Source organism: Zunongwangia sp. SCSIO 43204, from assembly GCF_019904275.1.
In the GTDB taxonomy this organism is placed as follows: Bacteria; Bacteroidota; Bacteroidia; order Flavobacteriales; family Flavobacteriaceae; genus Zunongwangia; species Zunongwangia mangrovi.
Genome location: NZ_CP063204.1, coordinates 4,450,045 through 4,465,423 on the forward strand (window position 1 = coordinate 4,450,045; position 15,379 = coordinate 4,465,423).

20 protein-coding genes and 1 other RNA gene are annotated in these 15,379 nt (G+C 34.1%); 5 read left to right on the forward strand and 16 right to left on the reverse strand.

The features are described from left to right. Positions 1-487 precede the first annotated feature (487 nt). From INR75_RS20540 to INR75_RS19635, 4 genes are all read right to left on the reverse strand, one after another. Positions 488-691, reverse strand: a complete 204-nt coding sequence (locus INR75_RS20540; protein ID WP_255584598.1) for a hypothetical protein — start codon at positions 689-691, stop codon at positions 488-490. A gap of 81 nt (positions 692-772) precedes the next feature. After that, positions 773-1,150: an NAD-dependent epimerase/dehydratase family protein gene (locus tag INR75_RS20545; RefSeq protein WP_255584599.1), complete on the reverse strand. Its 378-nt coding sequence runs from the start codon at positions 1,148-1,150 to the stop codon at positions 773-775. Between the two features lie 195 nt (positions 1,151-1,345). Continuing rightward, positions 1,346-1,933 (reverse strand): hypothetical protein, encoded by a 588-nt coding sequence (locus tag INR75_RS19630; protein ID WP_223090149.1) that lies wholly within the window; start codon positions 1,931-1,933, stop codon positions 1,346-1,348. 153 nt (positions 1,934-2,086) lie between these two features. After that, entirely contained in the window at positions 2,087-2,983 is an 897-nt protein-coding gene (locus tag INR75_RS19635; protein ID WP_223090150.1) for a hypothetical protein, read from the reverse strand. Between the two features lie 104 nt (positions 2,984-3,087). Between INR75_RS19635 and INR75_RS19640 the strand changes: the two genes are divergently transcribed. Then, positions 3,088-4,292 (forward strand): IS3 family transposase gene (locus INR75_RS19640; protein WP_086026153.1). Its coding sequence is split into 2 segments (ribosomal slippage): positions 3,088-3,367 and positions 3,367-4,292, totalling 1,206 coding nucleotides; the frame shifts between segments, so codons are not numbered across the junction. Between the two features lie 8 nt (positions 4,293-4,300). Here INR75_RS19640 and INR75_RS19645 read toward each other — a convergent pair. From INR75_RS19645 to INR75_RS19675, 9 genes are all read right to left on the reverse strand, one after another. Beyond that, positions 4,301-5,302 (reverse strand): ATP-binding protein, encoded by a 1,002-nt coding sequence (locus INR75_RS19645; RefSeq protein ID WP_223090151.1) that lies wholly within the window; start codon positions 5,300-5,302, stop codon positions 4,301-4,303. After that, a complete protein-coding gene (locus INR75_RS19650; RefSeq protein ID WP_223090152.1) occupies positions 5,289-5,609 on the reverse strand; it encodes an ABC-three component system middle component 5 in 321 nt (106 codons plus the stop codon). The genes INR75_RS19645 and INR75_RS19650 overlap by 14 nt, the downstream gene beginning before the upstream one ends. Next, positions 5,596-5,769, reverse strand: coding sequence for an ABC-three component system middle component 5 (locus INR75_RS20660; RefSeq protein WP_370629867.1), 174 nt, complete (start codon positions 5,767-5,769; stop codon positions 5,596-5,598). The genes INR75_RS19650 and INR75_RS20660 overlap by 14 nt, the downstream gene beginning before the upstream one ends. A gap of 1 nt (position 5,770) precedes the next feature. Continuing rightward, positions 5,771-5,866, reverse strand: coding sequence for an ABC-three component system protein (locus INR75_RS20665; RefSeq protein WP_370629868.1), 96 nt, complete (start codon positions 5,864-5,866; stop codon positions 5,771-5,773). A gap of 12 nt (positions 5,867-5,878) precedes the next feature. Beyond that, positions 5,879-7,083 (reverse strand): IS3 family transposase gene (locus tag INR75_RS19655; protein ID WP_086026153.1). Its coding sequence is split into 2 segments (ribosomal slippage): positions 5,879-6,804 and positions 6,804-7,083, totalling 1,206 coding nucleotides; the frame shifts between segments, so codons are not numbered across the junction. A gap of 10 nt (positions 7,084-7,093) precedes the next feature. Then, on the reverse strand, positions 7,094-7,648 hold the full coding sequence (locus tag INR75_RS19660) for an ABC-three component system protein (RefSeq protein WP_223090153.1): 555 nt from the start codon (positions 7,646-7,648) through the stop codon (positions 7,094-7,096). Further along, positions 7,649-7,894, reverse strand: coding sequence for a hypothetical protein (locus tag INR75_RS19665; RefSeq protein WP_223090154.1), 246 nt, complete (start codon positions 7,892-7,894; stop codon positions 7,649-7,651). Between the two features lie 209 nt (positions 7,895-8,103). Further along, complete coding sequence (locus tag INR75_RS19670) at positions 8,104-10,125, reverse strand: M13 family metallopeptidase (protein WP_223090155.1); 2,022 nt, start codon at positions 10,123-10,125, stop codon at positions 8,104-8,106. 67 nt (positions 10,126-10,192) lie between these two features. Continuing rightward, complete coding sequence (locus tag INR75_RS19675) at positions 10,193-11,392, reverse strand: NAD(P)-dependent oxidoreductase (protein ID WP_223090156.1); 1,200 nt, start codon at positions 11,390-11,392, stop codon at positions 10,193-10,195. A 431-nt stretch (positions 11,393-11,823) separates the two neighbouring features. On the opposite strand from INR75_RS19675, the gene ssrA reads away from it, so the two are divergent. Beyond that, positions 11,824-12,226: a transfer-messenger RNA gene (gene ssrA / locus INR75_RS19680) on the forward strand. Between the two features lie 143 nt (positions 12,227-12,369). On the opposite strand, the gene INR75_RS19685 is transcribed toward ssrA, so the two are convergent. Next, complete coding sequence (locus tag INR75_RS19685) at positions 12,370-12,669, reverse strand: hypothetical protein (protein ID WP_223090157.1); 300 nt, start codon at positions 12,667-12,669, stop codon at positions 12,370-12,372. Positions 12,670-12,731: 62 nt separating this feature from the next. Continuing rightward, positions 12,732-13,484: a hypothetical protein gene (locus tag INR75_RS19690; RefSeq protein WP_223090158.1), complete on the reverse strand. Its 753-nt coding sequence runs from the start codon at positions 13,482-13,484 to the stop codon at positions 12,732-12,734. A 135-nt stretch (positions 13,485-13,619) separates the two neighbouring features. Here INR75_RS19690 and INR75_RS19695 point away from each other — a divergent pair, with 135 nt between their 5' ends. The 3 genes from INR75_RS19695 to INR75_RS19705 all read left to right on the forward strand — a co-directional run bounded on the left by INR75_RS19695 (position 13,620) and on the right by INR75_RS19705 (position 14,503). Further along, positions 13,620-13,892, forward strand: a complete 273-nt coding sequence (locus INR75_RS19695; protein ID WP_223090159.1) for a helix-turn-helix domain-containing protein — start codon at positions 13,620-13,622, stop codon at positions 13,890-13,892. Continuing rightward, the gene (locus tag INR75_RS19700; protein ID WP_223090160.1) at positions 13,892-14,200 is read left to right on the forward strand and encodes a hypothetical protein; all 309 of its coding nucleotides are present in this window, start codon (positions 13,892-13,894) and stop codon (positions 14,198-14,200) included. Before INR75_RS19695 ends, INR75_RS19700 begins: the two co-directional genes overlap by 1 nt. Before the next feature lie 78 nt (positions 14,201-14,278). Then, the gene (locus INR75_RS19705) at positions 14,279-14,503 is read left to right on the forward strand and encodes a hypothetical protein (protein ID WP_223090161.1); all 225 of its coding nucleotides are present in this window, start codon (positions 14,279-14,281) and stop codon (positions 14,501-14,503) included. Between the two features lie 192 nt (positions 14,504-14,695). Here the strand turns inward: INR75_RS19705 and INR75_RS19710 are convergent, their stop codons facing one another. Beyond that, entirely contained in the window at positions 14,696-15,361 is a 666-nt protein-coding gene (locus INR75_RS19710) for a hypothetical protein (RefSeq protein WP_223090162.1), read from the reverse strand. Positions 15,362-15,379 lie beyond the last annotated feature (18 nt).

Genomic DNA, 15,379 nt, shown 5'->3' on the forward strand with positions numbered 1-15,379 from the left:
ATTAACTTGAGCAAATCGAAGTTTAATTGTTTTCCTTTTTATTGTAGCTCTCGGCTTGCTCATCCACAAATAAGTTGTGAAGCAGAATGCAAATCCTAGTGATGAAAATCCAATTAATATTAGATAGAAATTTGTAAATTCATAGTCATAAATATTTGACCAACTTAAATCATTTATGTAGATGCCAATATCGCAAAGCTTTAATGTTAATCTGAAAAATTTGTTTAAGATTAAACTAAATCCGATTCCTACCAATATTCCACTGTAAAATCTAAATTTCCCAATTTCGTTTATAGAAAAGTCAGATTTAAAATTTTTCAATTTGAAAATAATTTATTTAAATTATTGCACAACAGACGGATATATGAAACTTTTGGCGTTCAAAGCGATATCCCATCAAACCTTGTGATGTTTATTAAATTTAAGGTTCTTAAAAGTAGCAATTTCCGCCAAATCTTTTATTAACCTTGCTACAGGCATGTGTCTTTTATTTGGACAATTTTGCCGCCGCTTTAATATCTTTTGCCTCTAAAACTTTTTTAGAAGAATCCTTTGTTGCGGTGTATATCATTGCTTTTCCGATTTCCCGTATCGTACAAGATGGGTAAAAGATTCTCATTACAGGAAAAAGTATTTTATGTGCTATGCGGTTATAGCCATAAAGATGTCGTTGTCCCTCAGTAGGTTTCATTAAAGCAGGACGAAAATAGAACGCCTTACTGTTTTTAAAAATTTTTGTTAACGCATTTTCCGTTTTTCCTTTCACACGCGCCTACATTACCTTTCCTTTTTCAGTGTTATCTGTGAACGCTCCGGAAACAAAATTAAATGTTATGTCTGGATTTATTTGCTTTAGCACTTCTGCGAAATGAATTGTAATATCATAAGTGATTTTCGTATAATCAGCTTCGTTCATACCAGCTGAACTTTTGCCTGCACAAAAAAAACATGCATCAAAACCTTTCAACGCTTCATCGGTTGACCTTAAAGATAAAAAATCCTCCACCAAATATTCTTTCATTTTTGGATGAACGTAACCATTAGTCTTACGGCTTATGCTCAACACTTCAAACACTTCACTGTTTTGCAAACATTCCAACAGCACGCCTTCACCAATCATTCCTGTTGCGCCTGTTAAAATAACTCTCATTTCTTAATCTATTAATTAATTGTTTTTAGGATAATTAAAGGTTTGTTATCTGTCTTGTCTGTCACTACCTTTAACGGTCACGGTTATCGCAAGTTGCGTTGGTTTTTGTATTAAGTTAGTTAAAAATAAAGAACGTTTGGCGTTTGCGAGGATTTTCCAAATAGGAAAATCCGCAGCAATTGCGGTTATGCATTGTTAGGGCACGTATTTTTTTATCAGTCTCCATTTTTCATCTCGTCTGTCAAGTCCTAAAAAACCATCACTTACGCTCCAGTAAAACCTTTCAGCGTAGTTGTCCCTTTGTTCATATGAGCCATCAGATTCAAAAATCTTAACGTCGTCATATACTTTTTTGCCAATCGTAATTTTTGACAACGGAATACTATCAAATTCAGTTTTTGAGTAAATACTTTTTCCGTAAAACCAAGATTCTTTCATTGCTATATCAAACCAAATAGTTGTTCCTCCTTGACCAGCACTTAATTCAATTATACTTTTACCATCAAGATACCTATCGTAATTTGGGTCAGAAACAGTGCAATTCAAACGATAAATTTCGTGTTTGTCTGGAAAAATTGCTAAAGGGTCAGAACCAGCAGAATATTTATCAAATCCGTTTAAAAATATTGTATCAAATTTATTTTCTGTTGATTTAAATACAAGAATTTCTTTTCCACTGTAAGGAATTAAAGAAAAATCAGATTTTTCAATTTTATAGTTACTACAGGAACTAATTCCTAAAATTGTAATTATTGTTATTAATATCAGTAGTTTGTTTTTCATATGTGCCCTAACGATTTGCGGTTATCGCAAGTTGCGGGATTAGAGACGCGGACTTGTCGGCTTAGTATTGGTTCGTTGGTCAAGTTAATTATTTTCTTACTAACGGTGCCGCTATTTGCGATTAATCGTTGTTGTTGCAAGTGCGACTTATTACTAATTTACACCATCAAAATTAATACTCTTGTTAGTTGGAGTATAGTATTCCCCAACGGTATATTCTGGAATGTTTAGTTTTTCTGAAATTTTTGAAGTTGTGAAAATTATTTGGTAGTCTTTATTTTTGATTGCATCAGAATTGGCTATCTCAACAACTTTATTTTGAAAGTTTTTACTTCTCTCATCAACCATCCCCTTATCTTCTATATTATCACAAAGAATGAACTTTGGGAATCGGAAAAAATCTAGTTCTACCGAGGCAAAAAATATTGCAAATCTTATACAGTTTTTTAATACAACCATTGAACTCGCGGAGAATCTATTTCGCTTATCTAAGTAATATTTGTTTTCTCTAAAGCTTATTGATGTCTTTTTTCCTTCTTCGAATTTTTCTTCATAATCACCATCAGCATGAACTAATTTTAGTGCATAATAATTTATTCTATTGTATGCTTCAATGGATTTTTTCTTTTGATCGAAGTTTAAATCTTCTATTTGATTTTTTAATCTTTCCTGTTGTGATTTTAATTGCTCTGCCCTAATTCTATATTCTTCGTATGAAGAAATTAAATCTAATTGTTTCTGAAGATATTGTATTTCAAATTTTAAACTCCCTTTCTTTTCAAACAGTTTTTCGAGCACATTGGAAGCTGTATTACTAGTCTTTTGGGTTAAAAGATCATAATCTTTTTGAGCAGTATTTAATTGTCTACTTGTCTCTTTAATTGATTGTTTTAACCCCTTGATTTTCTTTTCCCTTTCCTCCAATAGATTCTTTGATTCTTTCAACTGCATTTCCAACTCTAGTTTCATTCTTGAAAATCTTGAAAGGTTTACTTCATCAGGTATTTCCTGTTTACATAAAGAACATTGATGTTCATTTACTTTTTCCAACTTTTCAAAACAAGCAGGACAATACTTTAATTCTAAAGCTCCGAATGTTTTTCTTGTTTTTGGAATTACTACATTAGACCGGACACTAAGTTGAGAGAATATTTTTGCTAGTTATTACCTTAGCAATTATGAGAAGAAAATCTAAACATTACACCTTAGAATTTAAACAAAAAGCAGTCGAGTTAAGTTATGCTAAAGGCAATGTAAAACAAGTATGTGAAGACTTGGATATATTTCCATCTGTACTTTACCGTTGGCGTAGAGAGTTAAAAGATTACGGTAACAACAGTTTCCCTGGCCGTGGTAATCCTAAAATGACCGATGAAGAAAAAGAGATAGCCCGATTAAAAAAGGCATTAAAAGAAGCCGAGTTAGAACGAGACATCTTAAAAAAGGCCATCAGCATCTTCTCCGCGAGCGACAAGAAAAATACAGGTTTATAAAACAACACCTTATGAGATTTCCTGTCGAGACGATGTGTAAAATATTGAAAGTAAGCAAAAGTGGCTATTACCATTGGTTACAATCGGGACCAAGTAAATTATGGTTAGAAAATCAAAAGGTAACTGGGCTTATTAAATCTATATTTAAAGATAGCTTTCAAAGCTATGGTTCACCTAGAATAAAAACAGAACTAGAGACATTAGGCTATAAAATATCAAAGCCTAGAGTTGCACGTATTATGAGTGCTAATTATTTGTTTGCAAAACGAAAACGTAAGTTTAAAGCAACCACATATAGTCAACATAATTACCCCATAGCTCCTAATTTATTAAACCAAAACTTTGAAGTAAGCCGACAGGATCAAGTTTGGGTAAGCGATATAACCTATATCAAAACCAAACAGGGCTGGTTATACCTTACTGTCATTATTGATTTGTTTAACCGCAAAGTTGTTGGATGGGCTCTAAGCGATAATCTAAGTACAGAAGACACTATTATTAAGGCTTGGCATATGGCTATAAAGAAAACTACTTTAACCCAGTCTTTAATTTTTCATTCCGACCGAGGTATACAATATGCCAGCCATAAGTTTACCTCATTAATTAAAAGTTACAATGGCTTAGTAAACCAATCTATGAGCAGAAAAGGTAATTGCTGGGATAATGCCATTGCTGAATCGTTCTTTAAATCATTAAAGGTAGAATGGGTTTATAGGCACAATTATAAGTTGAGATCTGAAGCGGAGTTATCCATCTTTGGATGGATAGAAACTTGGTATAATAATAGAAGAAGACATTCCTTTTTAGGAAATAGAACTATAAGAGAATTTGAATTAGACATGTATAACCTTAAACTAGCAGCGTAGTCATTCAACTATTTGTCCAGTTTTTTGTTGCAAGTCCATTTTATTGAAATATCAATGTCATTTATTTTGTCTTCGATGACTTTAATAAACTCTTTACCATCAATGTAAGCCAAATTTGTATTCTTTAACTCTTCATTGAGATCTTGATATTTGGTTTTTATTTGTATGAGTTTATGCCGGTTACTATCTAATTCTTTCTTGGTAACAGATGGCCTAGCATTTTTTAATATGTCTTCTGGATTAGCAATGGAAGAATTTACTTTTTTAAGTTGTTCTTCTAGCTTCTGTATTTCACCCTCAATTTTAGTAGTGTTAAATTCGAAAGAAGATTCTTTAAAAACATCTTTCATTGCAGCAGTTTGAGTTGAAATCTTATCGTATTCTTTCTTAACCTCTTTTAACTGACGTTCAAATTTTAGTTTTTCATCACTATAAGTACCTAATAATAAATTCCCTACAGCATCTCGAACAGATGGAGAATCAAAATCCTCATTACGCATTAGGTCACTAAGATTACTTAGTTGATCTATATATATTAACCGTAGAATTTGATTCATAGTAATAGTCTCCTGGTTTTCTGAGGAGATATCGGGAAAATTTAAAAGTTGAAATAATTTTTGACTGAAAGATTCTTGCCTATCTGTCTGAGAATATTGGTAAATTTTCCAACCTTTAATTTGCGATTTGATCGCTTGTTGAAGTGGTGCTACATTAATATACATCGGTCTCTTAGTCATGACATGGTAATTGTCATTTTTGTCGATATTCCTCCGTACGGTTACAGGTGCATTATTTACTAATAACTCAGCTATAACGTAATCACATCTTTTTGCTTCTGGTAAAAATTCAGTGAATTCACCACCAAGAATGAAAAATATAAAATTCGCAATAGATGATTTACCTGTACTATTGTCGCCACGGATAATGTTGACTTTGTGATCAAATTTTTCGCGATAGACATATTTATCACCCTGAACTACAATTAGCTCATTTAATCTAAGGTTGCTCATATCTATATTCTAAAATTTTAGTTCTTTGCTTCAATTCTCGGAGGCTTAAAAAGTGGAAATATTCTTTATAAAGGGTAATTACTTTTTTATGAACATCATCTAAGTCAAATTTTTTTTCGAGTGCCGAATCATTAAGTGTAATATTATTTTCTCTTAAGTATATTTTTTGATTGACGAATCCATAACCAATTAAGCTTTGAATGGTTATTTCCTGAACCGTTTTTAAACGTCCAACTACCGTTTGATGATTCTTGATAGAATTAAATTTATTCTGAAACTTTATTTTTTTGTAGCTACTTATATTCATTTGGAAGGGTTGTTCTTCTTAACTCTTGAGGAAATAAAAAAAAATAATTATAGATAAGAAGTCTATCAGATTCTATTGGATCACTTTTTAGAGATTGAAGTATAACTAAATTTCTATAAAGGTTATGATAAGCGTCTGTTAGTGGATGGTATAATATCATATTAATTCCAATTTATATGACAATTTCCAGTAAGGAAATAAATCATACACATAATATCATCTTTATAAATATGGACTTGCAACAAAAAACTGGACAAATAGTTGAATGACTACGCTGCTAGTTTAAGGTTATACATGTCTAATTCAAATTCTCTTATAGTTCTATTTCCTAAAAAGGAATGTCTTCTTCTATTATTATACCAAGTTTCTATCCATCCAAAGATGGATAACTCCGCTTCAGATCTCAACTTATAATTGTGCCTATAAACCCATTCTACCTTTAATGATTTAAAGAACGATTCAGCAATGGCATTATCCCAGCAATTACCTTTTCTGCTCATAGATTGGTTTACTAAGCCATTGTAACTTTTAATTAATGAGGTAAACTTATGGCTGGCATATTGTATACCTCGGTCGGAATGAAAAATTAAAGACTGGGTTAAAGTAGTTTTCTTTATAGCCATATGCCAAGCCTTAATAATAGTGTCTTCTGTACTTAGATTATCGCTTAGAGCCCATCCAACAACTTTGCGGTTAAACAAATCAATAATGACAGTAAGGTATAACCAGCCCTGTTTGGTTTTGATATAGGTTATATCGCTTACCCAAACTTGATCCTGTCGGCTTACTTCAAAGTTTTGGTTTAATAAATTAGGAGCTATGGGGTAATTATGTTGACTATATGTGGTTGCTTTAAACTTACGTTTTCGTTTTGCAAACAAATAATTAGCACTCATAATACGTGCAACTCTAGGCTTTGATATTTTATAGCCTAATGTCTCTAGTTCTGTTTTTATTCTAGGTGAACCATAGCTTTGAAAGCTATCTTTAAATATAGATTTAATAAGCCCAGTTACCTTTTGATTTTCTAACCATAATTTACTTGGTCCCGATTGTAACCAATGGTAATAGCCACTTTTGCTTACTTTCAATATTTTACACATCGTCTCGACAGGAAATCTCATAAGGTGTTGTTTTATAAACCTGTATTTTTCTTGTCGCTCGCGGAGAAGATGCTGATGGCCTTTTTTAAGATGTCTCGTTCTAACTCGGCTTCTTTTAATGCCTTTTTTAATCGGGCTATCTCTTTTTCTTCATCGGTCATTTTAGGATTACCACGGCCAGGGAAACTGTTGTTACCGTAATCTTTTAACTCTCTACGCCAACGGTAAAGTACAGATGGAAATATATCCAAGTCTTCACATACTTGTTTTACATTGCCTTTAGCATAACTTAACTCGACTGCTTTTTGTTTAAATTCTAAGGTGTAATGTTTAGATTTTCTTCTCATAATTGCTAAGGTAATAACTAGCAAAAATATTCTCTCAACTTAGTGTCCGGTCTAATGTAGTAATTCCAATATTTAATACATTTTTTTGAGCGAGAATTGCCTCAATTGGCTCAACAACTTTTACATTAATCAATTCCGCAATTTCCACTCTAGAATAACCTTCCTCAATAAATAAATTTATATGTATTGAAAACCTATAAGAAACTTCTGCAAGAATATAGGCATGAATTTTCTGAGCTGAAATTGAAAGTTCCTCCTGCAAAAAGTTCATAGCGTATTTTTCTTTCATTGCGTTTGCTCTTCTGTAATACGAATCAGAGTATCCCCCTAGCCTTAACTTTTCTTTTAAATCTAGGTTATTATCGTATGTACGCTTCGTATATTGAAGTAATTTGTCAATAAAATCTCCAATATTAGAATCACCATTTTCGATTTCTTCTTCAAATTCTTCTACTAATTTTAAATATTGGATATATTTTTCATCTGCGGGTTTTTCATAGTGAAAATGAATTCCCTTTTTAATATCCATATTACCTTCTGACGCGTACTGTTCCGAATTAGGTCCAGCGTCCTGTTTAAACTCTGCCATTTAATCTTTGCCAATTTTCATGTCACCTTTAGACATATATTGCTTAGAATTTTTACCAGCTCTTTGTGAGAATTTGTCCCCAGGACTTTTTGGCTTATTCTTTTTTGTAAAAAACAGGGTTGCTAGAAATGTACCGGTTGCGGTTAGTACAGCGAGAATAGAAATAATATTTCCTTCTGATAACCACCATATAGAAGCTGCAACAATTGCAATGAACTGAATAAGTAGGATAATTCCTTTTTTCATTTTTTGAATTTAAATAAGCTAGGGTAGGGCAATGCTTATCTTAAGACGTGCTAGCTAATTTAGGAAAAAAGTTTGAACTTAAAATTTGAGTCAAATAATTTTTTATTTCGTAATTGAGCATTGGCTACAACGCCCATCATCAATCAAAGAAAAATCGATAACAGGCGATTATAGAGTAGAAGTTAAATATTCTAGTTAAAACTAAACCCTTACCAAATAAGAATTCTTTCATCTTCAGCTAAATACAATGAATCTTCGGGTTGTACATCGAAAGCTTCATAGAAATGCGGATTGTTCATTAAAGGTCCGTTTACTCGCCATGATGGTGGCGAATGCGGATTGTTATTAATCCATAATCGTAGAAATTCATCTTTCATTTTTACACGCCATATTTTAGCAACCGAAAGGAAAAATCGCTGATCTGGCGTAAATCCGCCGATCTTGGTAGTATCCTGTCCCTGCTCGGTCATTTTAAAAGCATCGTAAGCAACCGCCACTCCGGCAATATCTGCGGTATTTTCACCAACCGTCATTGCGCCTTTTATATGAAGGGAATCCAAAACCGTAAAGGTGCTGTATTGATCGATCACCTGCTGGATTCTCGATTTAAACTTCTCGTAATCGCTATCTGTCCACCAGTTTTTTACATTTCCTTCTTTATCGAATTGGGCTCCTTGATCGTCGAAGGTATGCGTTAACTCGTGACCGATCACCATTCCTATTCCGCCGTAATTTAATGCATCATCAGCTTTGTTATCAAAATAAGGAGGTTGTAAAATTCCCGCCGGAAAAACAATTTCGTTTGCCGATGGATTGTTGTAGGCCGTAACTGTGGAAGGTGTAGTAAACCATTCTGATTTATCGACCGGCTCTCCCAGTTTTTCCAAATTGCGTTGGTATGCCGCGGAAGAAGCCGAAACAATATTTTCAAAATAAGTATCTCTATCGATACTTACATTAGCGTAATCCTTCCAATTATCCGGATAGCCAATTTTTTTAGTAATCGCAGCCAATTTTTCTTTAGCTTTTATTTTTGTGCTATCACTCATCCATTCTAAATCCTCTATTCTTTTTGCATAAGCTTTCTGAACATTATCTACCAGTTCCTGCATACGCTCTTTGGCTTCTTCAGGAAAGTATTTCTTAACGTACAACTGCCCCAAAGCTTCGCCAAGATATCCATCTACGGCACTTGCCATGATCTCTCCGCGAGTTTTCTGAACTGCTTGCCCAGAGATCACTTTGGTAAAATCGAAAGAAGCATCTACAAAAGGCTTACTTAAATTATCTGCATAATTTTCTAAAGTATGAACTTTTAAATAAACCTTCCAATCTTCTAAAGGAACTGTTTTTAAAAGCGAATTAAGCGTATCGTAATATTCTGGTTGCCCAACATCGATAGCATCTGTTTGCGCATTTAGATCTTCTAAAACTGCAGGCCAACCAATATTTGGATGTTTTTCGTCAAGTTCGTTTACCTCTATTTTATTATAATTGGCTTTTACATCACGACGCTCGATCCTGGTTCTATGCGATTCGGCTATCTGCTTCTCGATATCATAAACTACATTGGCTTTCTTAGAAGCTTCAGCATCGCTAATCCCGGTAAGCTGAAATAATGTTGAAAGGTATTTTTTATAAGCTTCCTGAATTTCTTTTGTTTCTGAATCTTCACTGAAATAATAGTCTCTATCTGGCAAACCAATCCCCGTCTGGCTTGCATGTGCGATATTCATCTGGCTATTTTTATCGTCTGGCCCCACATAAAAACTTAAGATAGAACCATTCCCAGACATCGTAGCGTTTGTCACAAAATGCATCATCGAAGAAATATCTGAAATAGCATCGATTTCATTCAAAATTGGTTGTACAGGTTCGAAACCTCTTTTGTTTATGGTTGCTGTATCCATCCCGGAAGCATAGAAATCGCCCACTTTTTGTGCAATACTGCCTTCAGTATTTTCACTTTGCGAAACACTATCCAGAATTCCCTGCAAACGAAGTCGCTGCGGATAATTCATAAACATATAGGCCCCTGCCCCAGCCTGGGTTTCAGGAATTGTAATGGTATCGTACCATTTTGCATTAACGTATCTAAAAAAATTATCGCCAGGTTTTAGATCATGACTGATGCCGGTAATTTCTTTGTATTTCTTTTCAGAAGTTATTTCTTCATTTTTACAGGAAACCAGGGAAAGCAAACCCAGCAGAAGTAGTGATGTTTTTTTCATAATAAGAGAGAAGTGATTAATTCTAATGTCTAACAAGATACGATATTGGATAAAAAAGCTTTGGTTTTTAGCTTACAAAATCCTGCAAGTAAGAGTATTTAGGCGTTAATTTACCATTTTTGGTCATTCGGGCTCTTTCTAAAATTCCGTTTTTATCATTATTGAAAAAAGCCGGCAGCACATACTCTAAGAACATTTCGCCAAAACCTTCGCTGGCATCTTTAGGCAATTCGCAAGGTAAATTATCTACCGCCATTACGGTAATCGCTTTGGGATCTTTAAAATCTATTTCTTCTCCTGTTTCTGGATCATAGCCATAAATAGGATCTGCAATCGTTGAAGGTCGTATCGTGCTAGGCACCGGCCCAGCGATATCACAGGAAATATCTGCAATATATTTTATGCTGAAATTGGGCGTTTTAGCCTCTTCTTTTGTGAAAAATACGGGAGCACCTTCGCCATAAAAATGCCCTGCAATAAAGAAATCGCTGCTTACGGCGAAACGCCAAAAATCTGATTCGTACAACTCGGGATTACTGAAAAACTCCGGAATACTACCTTCTGCACCATCTTTGCGCTTATTATAATCTAAAACATCGATATGGCAATATACAGGCTCATCAAATTCTTCTGAAAGATACTCTGGCACCTCAACTTTCTTGATTTTAAGGTGATCTAATATTTCTTTAGAGCCACGAGCTACTTTTCCGCTACCGGTAAGCACTATTTTAAGATTTGGTACTTTGATTTTATCCAATTCGGCCAACATCGTAGCAAGATCTGGAAGATTATCTGCTTTTGGTAAATTGAAGCTTTCATTTTTGAGTCCGATTGCTCGAAATCCGTTATACGCACCTACCAAACCGGCATATCTACCAAAACCAATCAGTCGCATTCCGCTTTCGCTGGTAATTACCTCGTGGTCAAAAAGCTCGATGTTTTTATCTAAAATCGCCTTTAAAAGATCGCGATTATAGGGCTGCTTTTTAATGGTATGAGAAAAGAAAAAGTATTTTTTATTCGGAATAAGGCTTTTAATCGGCACTTCCTTTACCCCAATCATTACATCACAATCGCTAATATCTTCCGAAACCTTAAATCCTTCTTTTTGATATTCTTCGTCCTTAAAAATTCGAATATCAGATTGCTGAACTTTAAATTGAGCTTCTGGAAATTGATTTTTTGCTTGTTTTAGATGTTTTGGCGAGAATACCACGCGACGATCTGGTGGTGTTTTTTCTTCCCGAATAATGGCGAATTTCAGCATAGATTGGTATAGGTTTTGTACAATTTGTATCGATTTTTAAAAGCTAATAGTTGTAAAAACAGATGAGTCTTTTTAGTTTCGCGATCTGTTTTTTGTATCGAATTTAGTTTTCCTAATTTAAAAATTAGCGGTCTAAATATTGAATATCGAGATCTAAGTTTTTAGAATTTTAAAAAAGTTATAAAATATTTAAAATCCCGATTATCGGGTAAAGATATAAATTTAATAGTACCTTTGCAGGCCTTGCCATTTTGTAAGTGGTAAGCTGAATTTGATTTTCTTTGTTTAATTGAAATTCGATTTTGCGTTAGGGATAGCAGCGGTTAGCTTTTTGTGAGGCGACGAACTAAAACTAAAAGCGGATAGCCCGCCGTTTGGCCGAGAGGACAAACGGAACGCCCAAAAACAAAGCACAATGTTCTTTACATATTGGGGTCGACTTGGTTTTGACAGCGAGTCTAATTGAGTTGTAAGCACGCCGAGCGCTGGGATATAGCTCGTAAATCTCATATTTCACACTTTTTTAAACGGCGAGAATAACTACGCCTTGGCTGCATAACCGAATCATAGTAGGTTTTGCTTAGTCCCTACAAGGTAGGGAGCCGAGATGTCTCGTGGAAGCCTTGATTTACGGCGTCCACACCAGAGGCACCGATAAAGTAAATATAGAGACTGCAGGGCCTTGATGCAGTTTTGAAATCTAATTGAGGATACGGAAATAATTAGGTTGTTTTTGGCCAGATTATTTCTCGACAATCCAAGCGAAAACTAAGCGTGTAGAAAGCTTCTGAATTGCTTGTTTGGACGAGGGTTCGAACCCCTCCGACTCCACTGAATAGCCCCGGATCACCAATGATTACGGGGCTTTTTATTTCAAGGTGACAATTCAGGTGACAAAACTTAACTTTGAACTTTAGTATTGATATCTTTCCCGGTATTTTTAGTGCAAGATGTATCTTTGTCCGATATATTTTGTTTTAACCTTCGATCAAATGCGTACCAAGTTCGGGATCTCCTGAATCGGTAGGACTGCTAAAATCATCCTCTAGCCAAGGATGAGGCATATCATCCACAAAAAAAACTCCAATCAAATCATTGAGAGTTTTCATCTGTTCAAAGATCTCATCTTTGTAATGAGAGCTCTGGTTATGAATATGCATAAGGCCACTCCTAGTTTTTCTGAGCGATTGCATAATTTTTCTGTAGTCCTCTTCATTTTTGAAAAGCTTTTCAATTCTTTCGAGGTTCTCTTTTGTTAAAGTGCTATTGTTTCCCATGATGTTTTTTATTGAATGAAATTTGGGTTTGTTATATGAGGATTAGTAATGAATCTCAACTCCTATCGCTTTAAAGACATATTAGATCCTTTATATTCAGCAAATTTTGGCCCGTAGTAAAGTTCATAAAACCAGGTTCCATCAGGTCGATGCCAAGGATCAATATCATATTCATTTATATAGAAAGAAGCCGCAATCAATTCCAGTTCCTCGTTTGTAAGCTCTTGTAATCCTCCCGTCACTAATAGGCTATCCATATCAGGCGCATCCTCAAATTTATATCCTCTATTTTCAATGTGATTGACCTTACTTTTACTTTCTTTTTCTCTATAAACAAGAGTGTAATTGTAACATATTAGTTCCTTAGTTTCGCTATCATACTTCGCTGATTTGGAAATCATTCCTCTGACAACTTGAAAAATTTCTGCAATAGCTAATATTTCATCATTGTGTAATTCGGTTTTTCCTCCGGAAATTATCAGTTCTCCTTCATTGTGGCTCCATTGAACTGAATGATCTTTAAAATTCAATATGATCGATCGGGTTGCAGTTGGAATCTCATTTTTAAAATATCTCGTCCATTTTTGTAAAACATCAAGAATAAGCATTTCAGATTTTCTATTCTTAACCCTCCAGTCTTTAATGGTTTCGAAAAACATTTCTGCTAATTCATCCTTGATAAAGGAACCTTCTCCAAATCCAAGATCCGGAATAACTAAAGGATCATTATTAATTTCACCCTTTCTACTTATTTGGATTGACTGGTTTACCTGTTTTGCTGCTTCTACATTTTGAAGAATTGTTTGAACACTCATATTAATTAAGTTTTAGTTTATTTTACAGTCGCTAAATTAAGTAAAGCATTATTAAAAACAAAGCAAAACTTAATAATTAATCTTTTTATTAAGAATTAGTTTATTTTAAGTATATTTGAATCAAAATTAAAACACATGGGTGTAATTAGATTAAAGGAGATTTTATTAGAGAAGGGAATATCGAATAAACTTCTTGCTGAAAAGGTAGGTGTAACACCGGCTACTATATCCTACATTAATAATGGCAATCAATTTCCTAAAGAAGATCTTCTCGTAAAAATATCCCAGGCACTTGATGTGGATATTAAAGACCTTTTTTATTCGACAAAGGACAAAGAACCGCTTTATGTGATGCGTGACGGTAAATATGTTGCGATTGGCGAAATGAATCTGGAAAATTTAAAATAATGAAAGTAGATCTAGTATATCAATCTATTAAGCCATCTCTGGAGAAGCTTACATTGAAACAAAAGCAAGATCTCTGCAATATGATATTAGGTGATAAAGCTAAAAGCTTAGACCAAAAAGAACTGGAATGCTTGAGGGAGCATTTAGACGATGCCTTGAAAATTATCGACGGCATTACGGCTGGATCCGGGGGCAAGAAGTCCCCGGCAAAGCCAAAGAAAGTTTCATTCGCTCAGGGAGTTTCAAACTACAAAGATCTTATTGCTTCAGGAAAGAAGCGAACACTGCCAAAACACTTGCGAAAATAAGAGGTCAGGTTAGGTGGAAATTGCTTAGTGCAGTTTCCTGAAATCAAAAGTATAATGTATTACATTACTTTTTGAAATATGGCCGTCTATCAATTACTACATAAACTCGAAAATCTTCCATTCTACAATAAACTATTTACCACAGGAATAGTTCCCATGATCTGGCTTGATTATAAATTGATTTATGAATTCTACCTGGAAGAGTTGAAAAGCCAAAAAAAAGTGCAAGCTATAACTAATACGGCTGAAGAATTCAATTTAAGCGAAAGATCTATTTATTCGATCATTCGAAAGATGAAATAAAAAAGCCACCGCAAAAACGATGGCTCTCAAAAAGTAAAAAGTTTAATACATCAAAATAGAGTGTACTCAAAGATAAGGATTTATCTATCGTATTTCCATTTATTACAAGAAAAAAGCCACTTTTAAGTAGCGGCTTTTCCGATTTAACCAAATAAATTTAGAATGTCTTAATCCTTAGTAAATATACATAAATTAATAGTATGAAGCCTGAATTTGACCGCTTTCATTAACATGTTTCAACATTCTATATTTGACAGTTAATTCAATGTCATCCGAACTCGTACCACTATACACTGTATCTAAAAGATCAAAGCCTTTATTTATCTCTAGAATTCCAAAACGCCCGATTGTTCCCATTGCTTTAAGGTCATTCACTTCTTTTACAATAGTCCTAAGCTTGGCCATAGCTTTATTCTGAGCTTCATTCTTTGTGTAATGGGTGTGCTCTTCGATAATTTTCTGTTTTCCTTCTTCAGTTAAAAAAGTTGCTCCGTTCTTGATATCAAATACATAGATGTTGATCCAACCAGTTGTATTAAGAAGATCTTTCTTTAATTCTTCAAAATCACCATCGATTCCTATAGCTTTTAAGTTGAAATCAAGATCTGCTTTTTTAAAATCGAAATGATCATTCCATAACTTTTTCTCTACAAATCCGATCCCCTGGTTAGCTGATTCCTTTAGTTGGTCATCCGATAACTCTAAATCGAAATGTTCCTGAAAGAAGTTTTTTACAAGGTTCAATTTGCCGTTGATCTTATCAGCAAATTTATAAGCTTCTTTTGTTCTCTTGTCAATCGCAGCCTGATCAACATACATCAATTGTGGTTTGAATTTAGTTTCTGTTAATGTTTCCATAGTTGTAATTTGAATTAT

Excerpts from the sequence above, each read along its gene's own strand:
- INR75_RS19665 (WP_223090154.1), bottom strand. The coding sequence starts at position 7,894 with ATGAAAAAAGGAATTATCCTACTTATTCAGTTCATTGCAATTGTTGCA.
- INR75_RS19705 (WP_223090161.1), top strand. The coding sequence starts at position 14,279 with ATGGCCGTCTATCAATTACTACATAAACTCGAAAATCTTCCATTCTAC.
- INR75_RS19630 (WP_223090149.1), bottom strand. The coding sequence starts at position 1,933 with ATGAAAAACAAACTACTGATATTAATAACAATAATTACAATTTTAGGA.
- INR75_RS19700 (WP_223090160.1), top strand. The coding sequence starts at position 13,892 with ATGAAAGTAGATCTAGTATATCAATCTATTAAGCCATCTCTGGAGAAG.
- INR75_RS20545 (WP_255584599.1), bottom strand. The coding sequence starts at position 1,150 with ATGAGAGTTATTTTAACAGGCGCAACAGGAATGATTGGTGAAGGCGTG.
- INR75_RS19690 (WP_223090158.1), bottom strand. The coding sequence starts at position 13,484 with ATGAGTGTTCAAACAATTCTTCAAAATGTAGAAGCAGCAAAACAGGTA.
- INR75_RS19685 (WP_223090157.1), bottom strand. The coding sequence starts at position 12,669 with ATGGGAAACAATAGCACTTTAACAAAAGAGAACCTCGAAAGAATTGAA.
- INR75_RS19695 (WP_223090159.1), top strand. The coding sequence starts at position 13,620 with ATGGGTGTAATTAGATTAAAGGAGATTTTATTAGAGAAGGGAATATCG.
- INR75_RS19670 (WP_223090155.1), bottom strand. The coding sequence starts at position 10,125 with ATGAAAAAAACATCACTACTTCTGCTGGGTTTGCTTTCCCTGGTTTCC.
- INR75_RS19675 (WP_223090156.1), bottom strand. The coding sequence starts at position 11,392 with ATGCTGAAATTCGCCATTATTCGGGAAGAAAAAACACCACCAGATCGT.
- INR75_RS19660 (WP_223090153.1), bottom strand. The coding sequence starts at position 7,648 with ATGGCAGAGTTTAAACAGGACGCTGGACCTAATTCGGAACAGTACGCG.
- INR75_RS19650 (WP_223090152.1), bottom strand. The coding sequence starts at position 5,609 with ATGAATATAAGTAGCTACAAAAAAATAAAGTTTCAGAATAAATTTAAT.
- INR75_RS20660 (WP_370629867.1), bottom strand. The coding sequence starts at position 5,769 with ATGATATTATACCATCCACTAACAGACGCTTATCATAACCTTTATAGA.
- INR75_RS20540 (WP_255584598.1), bottom strand. The coding sequence starts at position 691 with ATGAAACCTACTGAGGGACAACGACATCTTTATGGCTATAACCGCATA.
- INR75_RS19645 (WP_223090151.1), bottom strand. The coding sequence starts at position 5,302 with ATGAGCAACCTTAGATTAAATGAGCTAATTGTAGTTCAGGGTGATAAA.
- INR75_RS19710 (WP_223090162.1), bottom strand. The coding sequence starts at position 15,361 with ATGGAAACATTAACAGAAACTAAATTCAAACCACAATTGATGTATGTT.